Origin of the sequence: Methylocystis sp. JAN1, from assembly GCF_052186135.1 — a bacterium.
Classification (GTDB): domain Bacteria; phylum Pseudomonadota; class Alphaproteobacteria; order Rhizobiales; family Beijerinckiaceae; genus Methylocystis.
The window spans coordinates 1886542-1903302 of the sequence record NZ_CP181499.1 but is presented as its reverse complement, the minus strand read 5'-3'; the positions used below and the strand labels follow the sequence as shown (position 1 = coordinate 1903302).

The following is a 16761-nucleotide window of genomic DNA, read 5'->3' as shown; positions in this document are numbered from 1 at the left end:
CGTAGCCGCGCGCGCCAGCACGGTTTTCGAGCCCGAGATGCGGATTTCCTCGTCACTGACCGTCACCTCGTCCATGAGAAGCCGGGCATAGGCTTGACGCAGTTCCGGCGGACCCTCGTAGAGCTTCTCCCTGAGCATGACCGCGAGGCGGGCAACCTTCTCAGGAGTGATCCGGGGTTCACCCGAGGCCATCCTGTCCCTCAGGGCCGAGATTTCCTTGGCCGCCTCCTCTCGGCGCAGCTTGAGGGCGGTCAGGCGGTCCCGTAGGTCCTCGACGTGCATCAGTCCCTTTTCCACAAGATCGAGCAGGCGCTCGATCCCGGCCTCCGCCTCCCCAAGATCGCGCCGCAGCTTGGCAAGTCGGTCGCGGTCGGATGTCTCCCGCTCCGCCGAGGCTTTCACATAGGACTGGAGCATCTCGGTGAGGCGCTGAGGTTCAAGGACACGCTTGGCCACCTCGCCGATGACGATGCCGTCGAGCTTATCCATGGGCATGCGCAGTCCACGACAAGCGGTTGGTCCTTCCTTCAGCTTCCGGGAGCAGCAGTAGTAGCGATAAGCACCACCCTTGCCGGTGTTCTGGATCAAGGCTGCGCCGCAGTGTCCGCAGCGCGCGAGCCCGGCGAGGAAGGTCGGCCCGTTGGCGACACGGGGCGGCATCCGCTTGGGGTTACGGCTTCTCAGGAGGGCCTGCGCGGTATTGAAGGTTTCCTCCTCGATGATCACCGGGACGTCGAAAGGCACCCACTGAGACGGCGGGCGCGGCGTGCCGTTCCGGCTATCGGTGCGATTGAAGTAGTGACGGCCATAGTAGGTGGTCGCCGTCAGAATGTCGTGGATGCTGCCGGTCGAGAACCTGCGACCGCGCCGCAGAATGCCGCGCTCGTTCAGGTGGGAGGCAATCGCCTTGACGCCGACCGGATGACCGATTGCGCCGGTCGCCATGCCGAAGATGTGACGGACAGTGCGAGCTTCGTCCTCATTAATGACAAGGACCTTCTTGTCCTTATTGCCACGACGCTCGGCGACCTTGACGCCGTAGCCGTAGGGCGCGTGCGAGCCATTCCAGAAGCCCTGACGGGCATTCTCGCACATGGCGCGATGGACGTGTTTCGCGTTCTCGCGCGACTGGTGTTCGTCGAAGACATTGAGCAGCTTGCGGAACATCTCGCCGGTCGCGTCGGCGCTGACTGCCTGCGTGATCGAGACGAGTTCGACGCCGGCCTTGCGGAGCTTGCGGACATAGAGCTCCGAATGGAGGGCGTCACGGCTGAAGCGGCTCAGCGAGTGCACGACGACGTAATCAAAAGCGCGGTCGTGCCGCGTCGCCTTGAAGATCATCTCCTGGAAAATCGGGCGATCGTCATCCAGCGCCGAAGCGCCCGGCTCGGAAAAAATCTCGGCCACAGCCCAGCCCTGCTTCTCGCAGTAGGCGCGACATTGAGCGATCTGATCTGGAAGGGAAAGGTCGCGCTCGGCCTGACGAGAGGTCGAGACGCGGACATAGATGGCGGCTCTTGCCATTCGGGGTCTCTGGTTGATGGCGCTATTGATGCGCAGGCTTTCTTATTCTTTCCGCGATCTTGCGAGCCGTCAAACGCTCCTCGTGATTTCGGGCCGTGTAGGGCTCGCTTACAAAAGCGATCAGCCCATGATGAAGAGCAACGTTACGACGCCAGACGAACTCCTCCTGTTCATCCGCCGAGGAAGCCGGGTCAACAACGCACTCCAAATGGTAGCGTGCAGAGAGCCGGTGACGATCGAAGATGAGCACAGCGCCGCGGCCCTCGTCTTCATTCCCTCGCCACAGGGTTGCCCAATAGGCCGCCTCCTCGGGCGAACGGGTGAAGGCGACCTTCGGAATGATCGGGGAGCAAGCGAGCGTGGCGGTGCTGAGAATAGCTCCTGGGTAGCGCGTTCCGTGAAAGAGGGTGTCCTTCCCTTTCGACAGTTCGCGAGCGCTTTGAACGAGTTGATTAAACGAGTCCAGTTGGATCGCGTATTCGTAGTAGCTGACCTTTTCCGGGCGTGTCACGCTCGTCATACGATCCAGAGGCGGCAAAGGGACCTCGTCAGCGGGAACCATGCGGGTCAGACGGTCGAGCGGAAGGGGTTTCATCATCAGATTCATTTCCTCGAAGTATGGCCTCGATCTCATCGGCCAAGAACGCACGCCACAACGCGACCTCCGATCTCATCGGAGGCAGAGGAGCAGACAGGTCGATTGTGACGGTGAGTTCGTTTTCGGCCGCGAGGGCCGTGAGGCGGTTTGAGCGACGAACGTGATCGACGCGACGCTGCACCTTTTGCACGGCGCGCCGCCTAGGAGCCTCTTTCGAGGCATCCTTGGGGGAACGCGGCTGCTCCTGTGCATCGGGGCGTCTTTTCACCCTCCAGTCTTTACGGCCGACGCGAAGTTTCAAAAAGAGGGTGGGCTCGTTGGTGGTAGCAATCTGCGTCCACCCCGAGAGTTTGGGCCCCGCTCTTTAATGTCAGGCGAAGCGGAGCCGGGGCGGCATCCGCGCGATTGCAATTAATTGATTTTTGGAACTGACGCCGCCCGCTTTCGCTAACAAGGCGGCGCTATTCCGCCCTCGCGTCTTTGTCGCGCCGTCTCAGGGTTGCCAGCAGCGCCTGATAGCGGCTTGCCGCCTCGAAGCCGAAGGCGAGATTGTAATGCTCCGCCGAAAGCGGGCTTGCGTGCCCGAGGACGCTCTTGATGATCCCGACATGCTGCGGGTCGAGCAACGCAATGTCTGTCGCCGCGCTGTGTCGAAAGGAATGGGCGGCGAACGGAATGCCAACGTGTCTCTCTGTCAGCTCGCGAAGACGGAACGAGATGCTGAAGCCCTTCATTGGCGCGCCCCTACGGCCCAGCCAGAACCATCCCCAATATTATACTTGACATACCCATCTTCCCTAAGTAGGTTGTTATGCATAGGAGATTGGTCATGTCGGTTCTTAACGCCCCTCACTTCCACAACGAAGAAGCCGCCTACGCTTGGGTTGAGGCTCGGATTTGGGGAAATAATCCTATCTGCCCTCATTGCGGCGGGGTAGAGCGCATTTCGAAAATGCAGGGGAAAAGCACCCGCATCGGCGTTTACAAGTGCTACCAGTGCCGCAAGCCGTTCACTGTGAAGGTCGGGACCATTTTCGAGTCCAGCCATGTCCCGATGCGGATTTGGCTGCAAGCGATCTTCCTTATGTGCTCTTCGAAAAAGGGCATTAGCTCCAACCAGCTTCACCGCACTCTGGGCGTCACTCTGAAAACCGCGTGGTTCATGTCGCATCGCATCCGTGAGGCCATGCGTGACGGCGATCTTGCGCCGCTGGGCGGCAACGGCGGCATTGTCGAGGCTGATGAGACCTATCTTTGGGAGACCGAACAACCCAAGCCGCGCCTCGGCCGCAATAAGAACAAGCCCGTGAAGGGCGGCAAGTGCGGCCCCGCTGACAAGCGCGTGATTATCTCGCTTGTTGAGCGCGGCGGTTCCGTTCGCTCCTTCCACGCTGAGCACGCGGACAAGCTCACTGTGAACAAGATCGTCTCTGAAAATCTTGACCGCGAGACCCGCCTGCATACCGATGAGAGCCGCATCTACGGTGAAGTGACCAACCACGTTGCGTCTCGCGAAACCGTTGTCCACTCGCGCGGCGAATATGCGCGCGGCGAGGTGAACACCAACAGCGTCGAGGGCTATTTCTCAATCTTCAAGCGCGGGATGCGCGGCACCTACCAGTACTGCAAGGAAAAGCACCTGCATCGCTATCTTGCCGAGTTCGATTTCCGCTATAACAATCGCGTGAAGCTCGGTTGCGATGACGTGGAGCGCGCGGATCGCGCCCTCAAGGGCGTCGTCGGCAAGCGGCTCACCTATCAAACGACTCGTGCACAGTGAGGCACAATGGGTAAGAAGCCCAAAGCTGGCGGCGCTCCGCGCAAGCCGAAAGAACCGAAGCTAGAGGACAAGGAACAATCCGAGCGGTTCATTCAGACCGCTCGGGAACTTGGCGCGGATGAAGACCAATGTGCATTTGAAGCCGCTTTCGAGAAGATTATTGTGAAGAAAAATTCGAATGATCAGGATCGTCAGGGTTGAAATTCTCGAAATGCCTCGCATAAGCCTCAAGGTCTTTTTCATCGTGCCGAGCCCATAGTTCAACAATGCGTTGCATGTTTTCTCGCGACGGCATTTGCACTCTGAATTTGCTAATACCAGAAACTAACCTACGCAACTGATCGCGCTTCATAACTGGGTTTCCGGTCTCATAGAAATTTATGGCGTGGGTATATAATTCCCACGCGATTAAATCGGCCGCTTGCAGTGGTCTGACCTTCTTAGAAGACGCAAAAGTTATGGTAGCATCTTCAGGCCGCCCAATTGCGACATGAAAAGCGTCAAACGCCGCCTGGGCATCGATCATGATCCCGCGTGGTCTATTATCAAAGACAAACGCAACATCGCGATCACCGTGCTCGCTCAGCGCCCATTGAATAGGGACAAGCAAACAATTTCTTATGCAAAAGCCCTCCGGGCCTCCTAGCGTCGGCCTCAAATATCCTTTGATCATCTCGTCCCATTCATTGCGGGGGACCGCGATGCCATAAGCAAGAACGCCGGAATTGATGATTTCCGTCTGCAACCGATGAACAAGGAAATCGGATTCAGTCCTAGACCACCCAGAAAATTCTCCTAAAGAGTTGTTGTTATTCGGCGTGCAATTTTGACCCCTATACGAGGGGGATCGGCGTCCAAAATTGACCCCCTCCGGTGAAGCCGGGACAGTCCGCTCGCTTTGGTTGAACGGCGGGCGGTGGGGGGATGTTGATTGTGGAGACGATCGGGCGAATCCGTCGCGAGCATTTCGTCAAGGGCAAGACGATAAAGGAGATCGTTCGCGATCTGGGCATTTCGAGGAACACGGTCCGGAAGGCGTTGCGCTCGGAGGAAACGTCCTTCGCTTACGAGCGCGATTATCAGCCGTTTCCCAAGCTCGGACCTTGGTCGGACAAGCTCGATGAGATTCTGGCGGAGAACGAGAAGAAGGCGCCGCGCGAGCGGCTGACCCTGATCCGCATTTTCGAGGATCTGAGCGGGCTGGGCTATGCGGGCGGCTATGACGCCGTGCGTCGCTACGCGCGCAAATGGCGCAGCGAGCAAGGCGCGGCGACGGCGGCCGCTTATGTGCCGCTGAGCTTCGCGCCGGGCGAAGCCTATCAGTTCGACTGGAGCCATGAGATCGTTCTGCTCGACGGCGTGACGACGATCGTGAAGGTCGCGCACATGCGCCTGTGCCACAGCCGCATGCTCTTCGTTCGCGCCTATCCACGCGAGACGCAGGAGATGGTTTTCGACGCGCATGAGCGCGCCTTTTCCTTCTTCAAGGGAGCCTGCACGCGCGGCATCTACGACAATATGAAAACGGCGGTGGAGACGATCTTCATCGGCAAGGAGCGCAAGTTCAATCGTCGCTTCGCGCAAATGTGCAGCCACCATCTCGTCGAGCCGGTCGCCTGCACGCCGGCGTCCGGCTGGGAGAAAGGCCAGGTCGAAAATCAGGTCGGCTTGGCGCGGGAGCGGTTCTTCACGCCGCGCCTGCGGTTCAAGACCTATGACGATATGAACGCGTGGCTTCTCGATAAATGCGTCGGCTACGCCAAGGCGCATCCGCATCCGGAAATCGCGGACAAGACGATTTGGGAGGCATTCGAGGAAGAGCGCCCGAAGCTCGTCCAACTTCGCGGGCGGTTCGACGGATTCCACGAGCTGACGGCGTCGGTGTCGAAGACTTGTCTCGTGCGCTTCGACAACAACAAATATTCGGTCAATGCGAGCGCCGTCGGCGCCCCGGTCGAGATCCACGCCTACGCCGATCGCATCGTCTTTCGTCAAAAAGGACGCGTCGTCGCCGAACATGCCCGCGCCTTCGGGCGTGGCGCGACGATCTTCGATCCCTGGCATTACGTGCCGGTTCTCGCGCGCAAGCCCGGCGCGCTGCGGAATGGCGCGCCGTTCAAGGACTGGGTATTGCCGGGAGCGATCGAGCGCGTGCGGCGCAAGCTCGCCGGCAGTGACGATGGCGATCGCCAGATGGTCAAGATTCTGGCCGCCGTCGTCGACGACGGATTGATCGCGGTGGAAGCCGCCTGCGCGGAGGCGCTCAGCCAAGGCGTCCATTCCGCCGACGTCATTCTCAACATTCTCGCCCGCCGGCGCGAGCCGCCGCCCCCGCCGGCGATCCCGACACCCGAGTCGTTGACGCTGGTGCACATGCCGCTCGCCGACTGCGCCCGCTATGATCAATTGAGGAGAACGGCCTGATGGAACGCACGCAGCTCTTCGATCTCATGGGAGAGCTCAAGCTCTTCGGCATGAGATCGGCCTATGACGAGGTGATGTCGACCGGAATAAAGAGGCAGCATGAGCCGCCGCGCATCGTCGGCGATCTTCTCCAGGCGGAGATCGCCGAAAAATATGCGCGCTCCATCAAATATCAGATGACGATCGCCAAATTGCCGCTGGCGAAGGACATCGACGACTTCCAGTTCGACGGCACGCCGATCAATGAAGCGCTGGTGCGCGATCTCTCGAACGGCGGCTTCCTCGATCAACAACGTAATTGCGTTCTCGTCGGCGGAACCGGCACGGGGAAGACGCATCTTTCGATAGCGATCGCCAGAAATTGCGTTCGCGCCGGAAAACGCGGCCGATTCTTCAACACCGTCGAGCTCGTCACCAGGCTCGAGACCGAAGCGCGGGGAGGCCGTCAGGGGCGCTTTGCGGAATATCTCACGAGAATGGACTTCATCATTCTGGACGAGCTCGGCTATCTGCCATTCGCACAATCGGGCGGACAATTGCTCTTCCATCTGATCAGCCGGCTCTACGAACGCACCTCGATCATCGTCACCACCAATCTCGCTTTTGGTGAATGGCCGAGCGTGTTCGGCGACGCGAAAATGACCAGCGCGCTGCTCGATCGCCTCACCCACCATTGCGACATTGTCGAGACCGGCAACGAAAGCTGGCGCTTCAAGAACCGCGCCTGACGCTCCCAATCATATCGCCACCTGGAACGCACTCGCCCCGGCTGCGCTATCCCGCCAGCTCCGCCGGGGCGAGCGCTCGCGTTCCGCCCTGTGAAAAATGGGGGTCAATTTTGAACGCCGATCGGGGGTCAATTTTGAACGCCGATTGACACGCAGGGTGCGCCACCTCAGGGCGGGACCACTCCGCGGAAGCCCAGACGGTTCTACGGGTCCGTGGAGATCGACATGGTTCGCCCGGTCAAGGCTTTTGACGCGATCCTGAACGCCGTCGTCATGGAGCTCCAGCGGACAAATGGAGCAAGGGTCAAGCTAACGATAGAGATTGAGGCAGAAGCCCCCGAGGGGTTCGACGAGACCGAGGTCAGCGTCGTCCGGGACAACGCCAAGCAACTGAAGTTCAAGGCTGAGTCCACAGGGTTCGAGGGGTAACTCCACGTGCCGCAGCCAATCTCAGCGGCGAGCTCAATCCGTCGCATGATAACTAACTGACTTAGAATGGCTTTTCCAGGCGCAAGCAACGTCGTAGATAGGGAAGAGAAGTTTGCCATTTTTCTCATCCACCGTCGTTTTGCTAGCGTCTAGCTTTCCTTCCCAAAAAAAGACGCTTGCTGTTGTTCAGCGGACGCCGACTGATAGCGAACAGGCTTGTTGAGCTTCTTTATTTGACCATCCGCAACGCCGCGTTTCAGCCATGCGATCACTTGCGTTTTCTCCAACTCTAAACGCGCAGAAATATCGTCGGCCTTCAACGCGTCATTGCTCGTCAACTCGAACAAGTGCCAAAGAAACATGCTGTAGAAATCAAGTGCGAAGTCCGGTGGCCTATCGTTCGCTTTGGGCTGCGCGTTAAAGCTATCCCCAGGCCGCCTTTCTGCAGAGCCTTCCTCGCTTCCTGCAGAAGCAGCTACCGCAGATGTTGTTGCGTCTCCGACCGATGCTTTCTCAGCCTCGGACTTAAGTAGCGGTAGTGCTGAAGCTTTTACGTCTTCGTCCGAGTGCCGCATATCCCACAAGTTTGAGAGCGCCGGGATGCTTTCCGGAAACCAGCGCGCACCCTTCTGAACGAGCGCTGCGTTACCAGATTCGGGGTTCTTATTCGGTTTCACCCAAAGTGGCACCCACTCCCGCTGCAAGTTTTCGATGGCACCGTTCCAAGTACCTCCTTTGTCGGGCGTGCTGCTCACGACCACGGCTGCATCGGAAAGACAGTAAATATACTTGTTCCGCGCCATGGCATTGCCGACGTTGAAGCCTGCCTCCGGGTTGAACGGCGAGACTAAGGCCAAGTCACCGGCGAGCAAGTGCTTACGATACTTGGCAGATGTTACCGCGCCTAGAAGGCTGTCGGCCATCACGCCGACTGCTGTACCCTCGTCCTCAAGGGCTCCGAGCATCGCGCTCTCGTCCACGCCACGGGCACCGCCGGAGACAACCGACAGGCCTTGGTGAGCGGCAGAGCGGGCAAGACTGGTTGAGAAATTGAGATCGTCTTCGTCGGCATCACGGGATCCCACTACCGCGATCCCACCTTTGTTGAGAAGCGCTCGGTTCCCGCAGCCAAACAAGACCGGAGGAGAGTCGTGGCGAAGCCTACGCTTCAGCCTCTCGGGATAGTCGGCCTCGGACCGGGTTATTATCCATAGCCCTGCGCGCTGGAATTTTTCTAAGGCAAGGCCAAGTGCCCCGCCACGGTCCAACAGTCCTTCAATCCGTTCAAGTGTGACCGTGCGGTCCATCCAGCTGGAAAGAAGGGAGTGCAGTTCTCCCTTAAGGAGGCGCGAGGGCTCCAGCTCGTGGTCTTTGAGCCAGAGGGCGAACCGCGCCCATTCCCTGACCGAAAGCGGCTTGGCGTCTGTCTTGCCAAAGGGAACTGTAAGTAGGATCACCGCTTGGGCTTGGGGGCTCACGTTCATCCTAGGCCCCAATGCTCGAAGTTGTAAGCGCGCAAGGCCAAACTGGGCCGCTGCCAGCTTTTCGGAGAAGCACGGCGGCAATTGTGAGCGTCCAGGCCGAGTCGACGACATCGTCCACCAGCAAGACCGGCCCCGTGGGCACAGGTCCCACAATCCCGAAGACGCCGTCGAGGTTCCTGCACTGATGAAATCGGTTTTGCTGCATTTTTTGCGGCTGGTTTTCCTTGACCTTCTGCACCGCGGGCTTGAATGGCAGACTCAGTGCGTCTGCAAGTCGGCGGGAGAAGTCTGGGACGAGGTTGGGATGATTCAGCGAAGGCACACAAGTAACCCACTTTGGCCTCGGTGTGGGCTTCCAACGTTCGTTAAGCATCTCCGCGACTGCATCCACCAGCTCTTGGCGGAAATGGCCAGTGTGCTTGTCGGCGGCGACCAGCCGTCCCCAGCCGGCGTCGCCCCATCGCGAGAGGATCCGACCGGTTTCGGCGCGGAGTGCTGCGGGGATGTTTCCACTGAGGCCGTATTCTGCCAATGCACCCTTGGCAACTTGCTTGTTGCACTCCAGCTCTAGCTCAGCGTGACGGAGGTATAGCCCGGCGGAAATCGCCATCTTCCGGGTGAAGTCGAGGTCTATGATCGGCCGTCCGAGGCATCTGGCGCATTTTCCGCATGGTTTAGGGTCTGCGTCATCCAGAGCCTCTGCCAAAAACTCCATCAAGCAGCCCTCTTCAGCAATGTAGCGCTGTACTTCTTCCCATTCCGTCTCGCGCTGTCCTGTCAGGCGCTCGATTTTTTCGTGGTCCATTCGATAAGGCACGGGGGTCCGTTGCCAAGTTGAGCCTAACTTTAGGACCGGTGCCGGATTTTCCACCGACAGGAACTTCAACACCTGCTCAATCTGGCCGTATCTGAGGTTGAGGGCCTCTTCGAGTTGGAGGACGCTCAATCCATCACTTTCTTCAAGGGCTTCCAGAATAGCTAGGACCCACTTCTCCTTCGGGAATGCGCTTTTTCGGAAGTAGTCATGGATGTGCGAGTCTTCATCGCCTGACATGAGCACACCGACGGCATGGTCTATGGCGCGACCCGCACGACCGACCTGCTGATAGTAAGCGACGATGGAGCCCGGTGCCTGGTAATGCACAACGAAGCCAAGATCGGGTTTATCATAGCCCATGCCGAGCGCGGTTGTTGCGACCAGTGCCTTTATCTCGTTGTTTAGAAGTTTTCGTTCGAGACTCTGGCGATACGCATCCGAGTCCTCGAAACCCTCGCCAACAATGCCGCTGAAGTACGCTCGGGCGTCGATTCCATGCGACTGTAGCCAGTCTGCGACCTGCTTCGCGTCTCGCTTAGTCAGGGTGTAGACGATCCCGGTCCCGGGCAGAGCCTCTATGTGCTCTGCCAGCCATGCCAAACGCGCGGCTTGGGTCGGTAGTTGAATGGTCTGCAGAGCGAGGGTGCTCCGCATCAGGCTTCCACGCTGAATGCCGATGTCCCCAAGCTGGTTCTGAACGTCCTCGAGCACGCGATCGTTTGCAGTTGCAGTAGTGCCAAGTATCGGAACGTTGGCCGGCATGCGCTGCAAGATGTTGACTAGGCGGCGATAGTCCGGACGAAAATCGTGGCCCCAGTCGGAAATGCAGTGCGCTTCGTCTACCACGAGCAGACCAATCCGCTCAGCGATAGGTAGCAGGACGTTTTCGACGAAATCTTCGTTGGCGAGGCGTTCAGGCGACACTAGGAGCGCATCTACCTTGTTCTTCTGAACTAAACGCTGAATTTCGGGCCACGCTTCTCGGTTAGCTGAATTTACCGTGAACGCACGGACTCCGAGGCGCTCCGCGGCTTCAATCTGATTCCGCATCAAAGCGAGGAGTGGGGAGACGATGAGGGTTGGTCCGCGTCCGCGGTCGCGAAGGATGCGTGTCGAGATGAAGTAGACCGAGCTCTTGCCCCACCCGGTGCGCTGGACGACCAGCAGGCGCTCTCGCCGGTTCACGAGCGCATCAATCGCCTCCCACTGCCCATCACGGAACTCGGCGGTGGCATCGCCGATGGCGAGCCTGAGAAGTTCGATAGCAGTAGTCTGATCAGTCACACGTTCATCCTCCCCTGGTCGCGCAAAGCCGCTCGCGGAGGCGCGTGGCATGCTTCGCTGTTGATCACCTTGGGGATAAGGCTTAACAGTTTCGCATATCCATGATTTCGCGAGCTGAGACCGATTTCACGGAATCATCTTTCCAAGCCTCCAACTTGTGACAGTCGCGCCTGCAACGTCAATCAAGGGGCCGGACAGGAAGCGCGACCTCGGGGCTTTACGCGCGCTCTCGGGACGAGGGTGGCCCCCGGGATATTCGAGGGCGCGAACGGCCGCACTCCGCCACCGCATGTCTCATGCCGGCCAGATAACGCAAAATATTCTATATCGCTGATTTAAAAGGTCTTCGCAGGAAGACTGTCCAACGCGAAAAGTTCTCTCTTTTATCCGCTCCGGCGCGCCAATGGAATCAAAGAGATAGATTGTCAGACGAGCGTTGGAAGCTCGGCATACGGAAAACCCGGCGCCCGGACTGAGGCGGATTTCTGCGGACAGCCCAGGGCGCTTCTGCTGTATCGCCCCCACCTCATCGCTTATGCCCCCGCGATGTGCGGCCGCCACCCTGGACGCGCTGCAAGAATGGATCGTCTGCGCGAAGGCCAACCGATCAGGCTCGGAGTAATATGTCAGCTTGATTTGCGCCGATGCACGGGGCCGACGGCGCGCCGTCAAACGTCGGCGCGGATAATCAAGCCCATAAGTGCAGCTCAGCCGAAATCCCGCTCGCCCGTATGTGAAGAAACTAAGAGGCGCGTCCCGCGTTGGACGATCTGGGGCTATTTCCATCTTCGGAGGAAAGCCATGCAACGCCGAGAGTTTATCGCCGCCGCAGGCGGGCTTGCCGTAGCTGCTTCGGCAACCGACGCCTTCGCCCAGGCCGCCAGGAGCGGCGGAATGGAGGAAATGCACCCTGCACTTTACAAGGATCTTGAAAAATCAGCGCACGAATGCGTTGGAACCGGAAATGACTGCCTCAGGCACTGCTTCGGCATGTTCTCGATGAAAGACACGAGCATGACGGACTGCGCCCAGGCGGCGTTCCAACTCGTCGCAGCCTGCGATGCGCTCGCCTCTCTTGCGGCCGTAAATTCGAGCTATGTGCCAAGTCTGGCGAAAACAGTCGAGGGGATTTGCGAGAATTGCAAGAAAGAGTGCGACAAATTTCCAAAGGTCGCCGCATGCGCCACATGCGGGGACGCATGTAAGAAGTGCGCGGATGAGTGCCGCAGGATCGGGGCCTAGCCAGCCAGGGTGAAAAACGTCCCCGCTGCGCATGCGCGGCCGGGGCGTTTCTCTTTGCCAGCGCCACGCTGGGCATTTCCACCTAAATCAGGATTATCTGCTTCGCAGCGATCCCGATCGCTGCAACGCTCGCTTTTCGTGTCCGAGCGCTCTAGATTCAGCGTATCGCCGTGGATTTCCAACCGTAGGCCCGTCGGCGGCTGAGAGACATGCGCGCTCCCGCTTACAGCGATAAAGAGCGCGCCAATGCCTGCGACACCCATCGTTTCCCGACGTGATCTCGACGCGCAAGCGGGGGCTTGGCTTCGCGACTTCGCCATCTCCGCGCGCGAGTTCCACCGCTCCAACGCCGCGATGATATCCGCGAGCAAAAAATGCGTCGCGGAATCGCGCCTGCTTATGCAGCGAATTAGTTACGTCGACTTAAGGCCGTCAAAACCCGCCTCCGCGTCTGAGATTGAAAACCGGAAGCCGCCTTTAGGCAGCCGCCTTGAATCATAGAAAGCGCGCCCTCGCGTCAATTTGTTAAAGGGCTTGCGCCGCGCGCATCTCTGCCAACTCGGCAGGCGCCGCGTTTATCCGCACGAACGGAGGCAAGGTCGGGGCCCAGCTCAAGAAACAGGCTGGGGACAGAGCATGTGCGCGCATATCTGATTGATAAATTTATTGGAACTACCCCGAGAGGCGCGAGGTTGGAGATTTAGAACATCCATAGAACGCACTGTGGCGAGGAAGGAATCATGCAGCCCGCAAAACGGAAGATCTTGCGCGAGAGGGGTGACGCGCTCCTTGTCATGCATGAGCTGGGATCCGCGTTGCGGCGGTCGCTCGGGCCGACCGAGAAAGAGTCGCTGCCTCCGACAATGGCGATGTTGCTGATGCAGCTCGCCTTGGCCGAGGTCGTGCGAACGGTCGCAGACGATGAACCCGACACTGATATTTGCGGGACCGACGATGATCGATGAATGATCTTATGCCGGCCGACAAAGGTCCTGCGCAGCGAGGCGATAGAGTTGCTCCGATTGCGCCGGCGACCGACTCCGTGATTATTCGGCTCGCTTAAGCGCAACGTAGCCGTCGCCCCCGACATTCACGCGGAATATTCCGCGAGGCGACATCCGCTCGATTCAGATAAATCCTCATCCCCATTTTCCCGCATCTCTTCCTCGGCGGCGCCGCGCATCGCCTCGGCCAGCGCCAGCCGCAGAAGCAGCGAGGCCATCTCCTTCGGCAACGGCTCGGCCATTACAGTTGCGTAGCTGAAAGCAATGGATCGCCCCATCTCTTGCAGTGTCAGCATCGCGTCGTGCGTCTCTTCTGTTTCGGCAAGCATGCCTTTCTTGGTCTGCACTTACCCCTCCCTCGCAAACACCGCCAAGCACCAACTTCGTGCTGCCCACTGTGTTCCGAGTTTTTTTGGCAATCGGTGAACGACAAATTGTCGCTAACCGCCTCGCGCGTTGCGGACGGCGGGCGACGACTGCAGTAGAATTGCCGCCGAGCGCCTTCCCCGCGAGCGGCGGCGGCTTTGCGCATGCCCCCACCGCCCGTCTTTTCGCTTTGCCTGCGTCATCCACAGCCGCGATGCCCCGGGCCTGCGCTCGTCGCCTCGCAGGCGTCGGTCGGGACCGGGCCGGAGCCGGAATAGAGAGAAGCCGTGTTAGAGCCATTGCCGGTCTCGAAGCTGGCTCTACTTCCTCTTTATGCCTCGCTTGCGAGGCGTCGACGTCATGGGAGAGTACAATGATCTCAGCCCAGGAACATACGACTATGGCGACCGTCGGAGGGATCGTTGGCGCAATATTGGGCGCAGGAATAGGCGGCTTGCTATTTGGAATTCCCGGAGTCCTCGCGACGGCAGTGCTCGCGGGGGTTGGCGGCGCGTTCATCGGTTCGTATCTGTGATACTTGCCGCGCATCCATGAACAAGCGCCGCGCATTATCCGGCGCGGCGCTCCGATCGGCAAAGGAGCCGTATATAAGGCGCAAATCCCAATGCTCTCTTCATTGCGAAAGCGCGAACGAGCCGACAACCGCGGGTGAGGCGCTAGTCTAGAACGATCGAATGATCAGTGTTCCGTCCGCCGCCTTGCGGGCACGAGGCTTCGCCCAAACCTTCTTCGCGCAGACCAATGCCAGGAACCAACACGAAACGCGCCGACCTCGCCCGCGCCGGGCGTCGGTTCGTTAACCATATTCGGAAGAATAAACTGTCCTATTTCATCTTAACCACATTTTTACCATGGGCGCGCCCGAGCCTGCGTGCATTGCATTCCATGGGCATGTTCGATGCGCGCAATCACCTCGACCGCTTACAGCCGATCAATCGATCCAGCTTTCGAAGCGGGCGTTGGCTCCCCGTCGAGCGCCTCCCTTCGCGAGCATGCGCCGCTCAAGCAGGCGTCGCTCGACGGCCGGTTGCGCGCGCTTTATGAGGACCTGCTGAGACAGCCGGCGCCCTCCCATCTCGTGGATCTGATCGAAGCGCTTGCGGGCGCCGAAGGCGGCGCCGGGCGGGCGCCTTTTCCCGGCGCCCTTCGTAATGTCGACTTCCGAGACGTGTCTGCGAAGCGCGTCGGCGCCAGCGTGACGGCTTGGCGAAACATTGGCGTCGCTTAGCAAGGCGCCGCCCATCCATCAAAACGGAGAGTCGACGATGTTGGCAGGCGCCGTGAAACAGATGCTGAAGGAAAGGGGTCTTCCTGATGAAGCCATAAATTGGATCATCCAAGACGTAGCGCCAAGACTCACGTTTTTAGATGGACGTTTCCCAGCGGAAATATTCGTCGCGCCTCCCGGGAGGAGTTCCGTTTTTGCGGCCGCGATGAGGAAAGCTCTTCAGGAGATACTGAGACTGGAAATCGAACTTTATTACGAGAAACGCGGCCCGGATTAAGGGACGGTTTTTCGCCTGAAGCGCGCTCTAAACCTTTAGAACGGTTGGCTTGCTCAAGCTTATCATGCACCTTCCATATTTTGCCGCCTCCGAAAAATTAGCGCGCGCAAGCGATTGGTGAATATGCGTAGGAACAGCCGCTACGGATTTTGTGTTTCTTGCAACGCCCTTTACGGATGATTGCAAGAAACGGCGGAGCCAGGATGTCTGCAATAGATCCTATAACGACCAGCGTTGCGCGAGCGGCGGACTCTGTCACGGCGACGGTGGAGCAGGAAACCACGGAAATTCAGGGTTCTGCGCCGCCAAGGGCGGTTGCCGAGCTCAAGGACGCCGTCACGGACGCGTTCGAGCGGCTGGCGCAAACCGGTTCGGTGGATCGGCTTAGAGGATACGCCAACGAAGCGATCGGTGAAACCAAGCTGAGCATCGGCCTCGCGCTAAGTTCTCCCGAGATTGTCTTGCAGGGATTGGCTCAGCAGGCGCTCGGCCAGGCTCAAAGATATATCGGCGAAGCAAAACTCGCCGAGGAAGCGAACATTCGAGACGGAGTTATCCCAACCGATGCGTGCAGCCCTCCAATCGGCGCCACAGATCAGGGCGGCGCAATACAGTGAGGAAGATCATCGGCGCCGCCAGCGCGAGGCTCGCGCCGATCGCAAGAACACCAGCGTCTGATCACGATCGGAGTCGCGAGAAATCGCCCCTCCCCCTTGTACCCGGTCCCCGACGTCGCCGGCTTCCCCTCGTCCGCCGACAGCGGGGATATCGCGATCGACCTGCTCCATCAGGGCGCGAGATATATCGATGCGTTCCCGGCTTGCCGAAATCGTCTCTCTGGTCGACGACCGGAACTTCTCCGCGAAGCGGCGAAAGCGCCTAAGCTCTGCGGTGATTTCAGCATTAATTTCAAATTGCATGAGCGCGCCCCGTTGTTCGCGACCGGTAACCGATTTTTCAGAAATCCCCAGCAATCCAGCGATGTTAATTAAATTCCCCACCATTGGAAAGCCGAGCAGTAATTCGATTTGTATGCGATCGGGCACGCCGCAGTCATAAATGGTCTTTCCTCCGCCTGGGCGCCGCCATGCCACGCCGCGGCGGCAATCGCCGCGGCCGGCTGGACGTCAGAGGCCACTAATATTCCTGCATGAAACAACTGAAGTCTCTTTCGTCGCCGTAGCGCCAGTTTTGCAGATAAAATCGATACCAAATCCTTTGGCTCGGTCGGGGCGAGAGCAGAAAAACGCCACAGCGGCCGCTGTAGTCCATGTCTTCCCACCCGCCCCATTTTGGAGTTCCGGCGAGCGACGGGGTCAGCGCAGCCACAGCGAAAATCCAACTGACGCCAAGCGCCAGAAACGCATGCCTGATCGTGTGATTTCCTGAACATCGGCGTCTCATGCAACTCTCCGCTGCGAGAGTGGTGAACACCGGGAAACCGCGTTCCAGCGACGATGTTCCCGTGGCCGGGGCTCGTTCGCCTTCATCACGCCGATTCAAAATTTAACGAGAAGATCGGCGACGAACGCGAGAGCCAAATGACGCCCGGTTC

15 protein-coding genes and 1 pseudogene are annotated in these 16761 nt (G+C 59.1%); 9 read left to right on the top strand and 7 right to left on the bottom strand.

Going from position 1 to position 16761, the window contains the following annotated elements:
* Nucleotides 1–513: 513 nt before the first annotated feature.
* Together ACNHKD_RS08945 and ACNHKD_RS08940 are read right to left on the bottom strand one after the other, a co-directional pair.
* A pseudogene (locus ACNHKD_RS08945) lies at nucleotides 514–1524 on the bottom strand (recombinase family protein); the annotation flags it as partial.
* Nucleotides 1525–2583: 1059 nt separating this feature from the next.
* Nucleotides 2584–2856, bottom strand: coding sequence for a hypothetical protein (locus ACNHKD_RS08940; protein WP_442756697.1), 273 nt, complete (start codon nucleotides 2854–2856; stop codon nucleotides 2584–2586).
* A 95-nt stretch (nucleotides 2857–2951) separates the two neighbouring features.
* Here ACNHKD_RS08940 and ACNHKD_RS08935 point away from each other — a divergent pair, with 95 nt between their 5' ends.
* Together ACNHKD_RS08935 and ACNHKD_RS08930 are read left to right on the top strand one after the other, a co-directional pair.
* Nucleotides 2952–3902, top strand: coding sequence for an IS1595 family transposase (locus ACNHKD_RS08935; protein ID WP_442754691.1), 951 nt, complete (start codon nucleotides 2952–2954; stop codon nucleotides 3900–3902).
* 6 nt (nucleotides 3903–3908) lie between these two features.
* Nucleotides 3909–4103, top strand: a complete 195-nt coding sequence (locus ACNHKD_RS08930) for a hypothetical protein (protein WP_442754692.1) — start codon at nucleotides 3909–3911, stop codon at nucleotides 4101–4103.
* Here the strand turns inward: ACNHKD_RS08930 and ACNHKD_RS08925 are convergent.
* Nucleotides 4060–4647, bottom strand: a complete 588-nt coding sequence (locus ACNHKD_RS08925; RefSeq protein ID WP_442756696.1) for a DUF3800 domain-containing protein — start codon at nucleotides 4645–4647, stop codon at nucleotides 4060–4062. The genes ACNHKD_RS08930 and ACNHKD_RS08925 overlap by 44 nt on opposite strands.
* A gap of 179 nt (nucleotides 4648–4826) precedes the next feature.
* Between ACNHKD_RS08925 and istA the strand changes: the two genes are divergently transcribed.
* The 3 genes from istA to ACNHKD_RS08910 all read left to right on the top strand — a co-directional run bounded on the left by istA (nucleotide 4827) and on the right by ACNHKD_RS08910 (nucleotide 7483).
* Entirely contained in the window at nucleotides 4827–6326 is a 1500-nt protein-coding gene (gene istA, locus ACNHKD_RS08920) for an IS21 family transposase (RefSeq protein ID WP_442754041.1), read from the top strand.
* A complete protein-coding gene (gene istB / locus ACNHKD_RS08915) occupies nucleotides 6326–7054 on the top strand; it encodes an IS21-like element helper ATPase IstB (protein ID WP_442754040.1) in 729 nt (242 codons plus the stop codon). Before istA ends, istB begins: the two co-directional genes overlap by 1 nt.
* 225 nt (nucleotides 7055–7279) lie before the next feature.
* A complete protein-coding gene (locus ACNHKD_RS08910) occupies nucleotides 7280–7483 on the top strand; it encodes a hypothetical protein (RefSeq protein WP_442756695.1) in 204 nt (67 codons plus the stop codon).
* A gap of 149 nt (nucleotides 7484–7632) precedes the next feature.
* Here the strand turns inward: ACNHKD_RS08910 and ACNHKD_RS08905 are convergent, their stop codons facing one another.
* On the bottom strand, nucleotides 7633–8967 hold the full coding sequence (locus ACNHKD_RS08905) for a DNA-processing protein DprA (RefSeq protein ID WP_442756694.1): 1335 nt from the start codon (nucleotides 8965–8967) through the stop codon (nucleotides 7633–7635).
* Between the two features lies 1 nt (nucleotide 8968).
* Nucleotides 8969–11068, bottom strand: a complete 2100-nt coding sequence (locus ACNHKD_RS08900) for a RecQ family ATP-dependent DNA helicase (RefSeq protein WP_442756693.1) — start codon at nucleotides 11066–11068, stop codon at nucleotides 8969–8971.
* 801 nt (nucleotides 11069–11869) lie between these two features.
* Between ACNHKD_RS08900 and ACNHKD_RS08895 the strand changes: the two genes are divergently transcribed.
* Both ACNHKD_RS08895 and ACNHKD_RS08890 read left to right on the top strand, forming a co-directional pair.
* Nucleotides 11870–12310, top strand: coding sequence for a four-helix bundle copper-binding protein (locus ACNHKD_RS08895; protein WP_442756874.1), 441 nt, complete (start codon nucleotides 11870–11872; stop codon nucleotides 12308–12310).
* Nucleotides 12311–13050: 740 nt separating this feature from the next.
* Nucleotides 13051–13275 (top strand): hypothetical protein, encoded by a 225-nt coding sequence (locus ACNHKD_RS08890; protein WP_442756692.1) that lies wholly within the window; start codon nucleotides 13051–13053, stop codon nucleotides 13273–13275.
* A 125-nt stretch (nucleotides 13276–13400) separates the two neighbouring features.
* On the opposite strand, the gene ACNHKD_RS08885 is transcribed toward ACNHKD_RS08890, so the two are convergent.
* Nucleotides 13401–13661 carry a hypothetical protein gene (locus ACNHKD_RS08885; RefSeq protein WP_442756691.1) on the bottom strand — a complete coding sequence of 87 codons (261 nt, stop codon included), beginning with the start codon at nucleotides 13659–13661 and terminating at the stop codon, nucleotides 13401–13403.
* A 938-nt stretch (nucleotides 13662–14599) separates the two neighbouring features.
* Between ACNHKD_RS08885 and ACNHKD_RS08880 the strand changes: the two genes are divergently transcribed.
* Together ACNHKD_RS08880 and ACNHKD_RS08875 are read left to right on the top strand one after the other, a co-directional pair.
* Complete coding sequence (locus ACNHKD_RS08880; RefSeq protein WP_442756690.1) at nucleotides 14600–14929, top strand: NepR family anti-sigma factor; 330 nt, start codon at nucleotides 14600–14602, stop codon at nucleotides 14927–14929.
* Nucleotides 14930–15472: 543 nt separating this feature from the next.
* Entirely contained in the window at nucleotides 15473–15823 is a 351-nt protein-coding gene (locus ACNHKD_RS08875) for a hypothetical protein (RefSeq protein WP_442756689.1), read from the top strand.
* A gap of 6 nt (nucleotides 15824–15829) precedes the next feature.
* Here ACNHKD_RS08875 and ACNHKD_RS08870 read toward each other — a convergent pair whose 3' ends face one another.
* Entirely contained in the window at nucleotides 15830–16252 is a 423-nt protein-coding gene (locus tag ACNHKD_RS08870) for a hypothetical protein (protein WP_442756688.1), read from the bottom strand.
* Nucleotides 16253–16761: the final 509 nt, after the last annotated feature.

Excerpts from the sequence above, each read along its gene's own strand:
- ACNHKD_RS08940 (WP_442756697.1), bottom strand. The coding sequence starts at position 2,856 with ATGAAGGGCTTCAGCATCTCGTTCCGTCTTCGCGAGCTGACAGAGAGA.
- ACNHKD_RS08930 (WP_442754692.1), top strand. The coding sequence starts at position 3,909 with ATGGGTAAGAAGCCCAAAGCTGGCGGCGCTCCGCGCAAGCCGAAAGAA.
- ACNHKD_RS08890 (WP_442756692.1), top strand. The coding sequence starts at position 13,051 with ATGCAGCCCGCAAAACGGAAGATCTTGCGCGAGAGGGGTGACGCGCTC.
- ACNHKD_RS08895 (WP_442756874.1), top strand. The coding sequence starts at position 11,870 with ATGCAACGCCGAGAGTTTATCGCCGCCGCAGGCGGGCTTGCCGTAGCT.
- ACNHKD_RS08905 (WP_442756694.1), bottom strand. The coding sequence starts at position 8,967 with ATGAACGTGAGCCCCCAAGCCCAAGCGGTGATCCTACTTACAGTTCCC.
- ACNHKD_RS08880 (WP_442756690.1), top strand. The coding sequence starts at position 14,600 with ATGCGCGCAATCACCTCGACCGCTTACAGCCGATCAATCGATCCAGCT.
- istA (WP_442754041.1), top strand. The coding sequence starts at position 4,827 with ATGTTGATTGTGGAGACGATCGGGCGAATCCGTCGCGAGCATTTCGTC.
- ACNHKD_RS08910 (WP_442756695.1), top strand. The coding sequence starts at position 7,280 with ATGGTTCGCCCGGTCAAGGCTTTTGACGCGATCCTGAACGCCGTCGTC.
- istB (WP_442754040.1), top strand. The coding sequence starts at position 6,326 with ATGGAACGCACGCAGCTCTTCGATCTCATGGGAGAGCTCAAGCTCTTC.
- ACNHKD_RS08935 (WP_442754691.1), top strand. The coding sequence starts at position 2,952 with ATGTCGGTTCTTAACGCCCCTCACTTCCACAACGAAGAAGCCGCCTAC.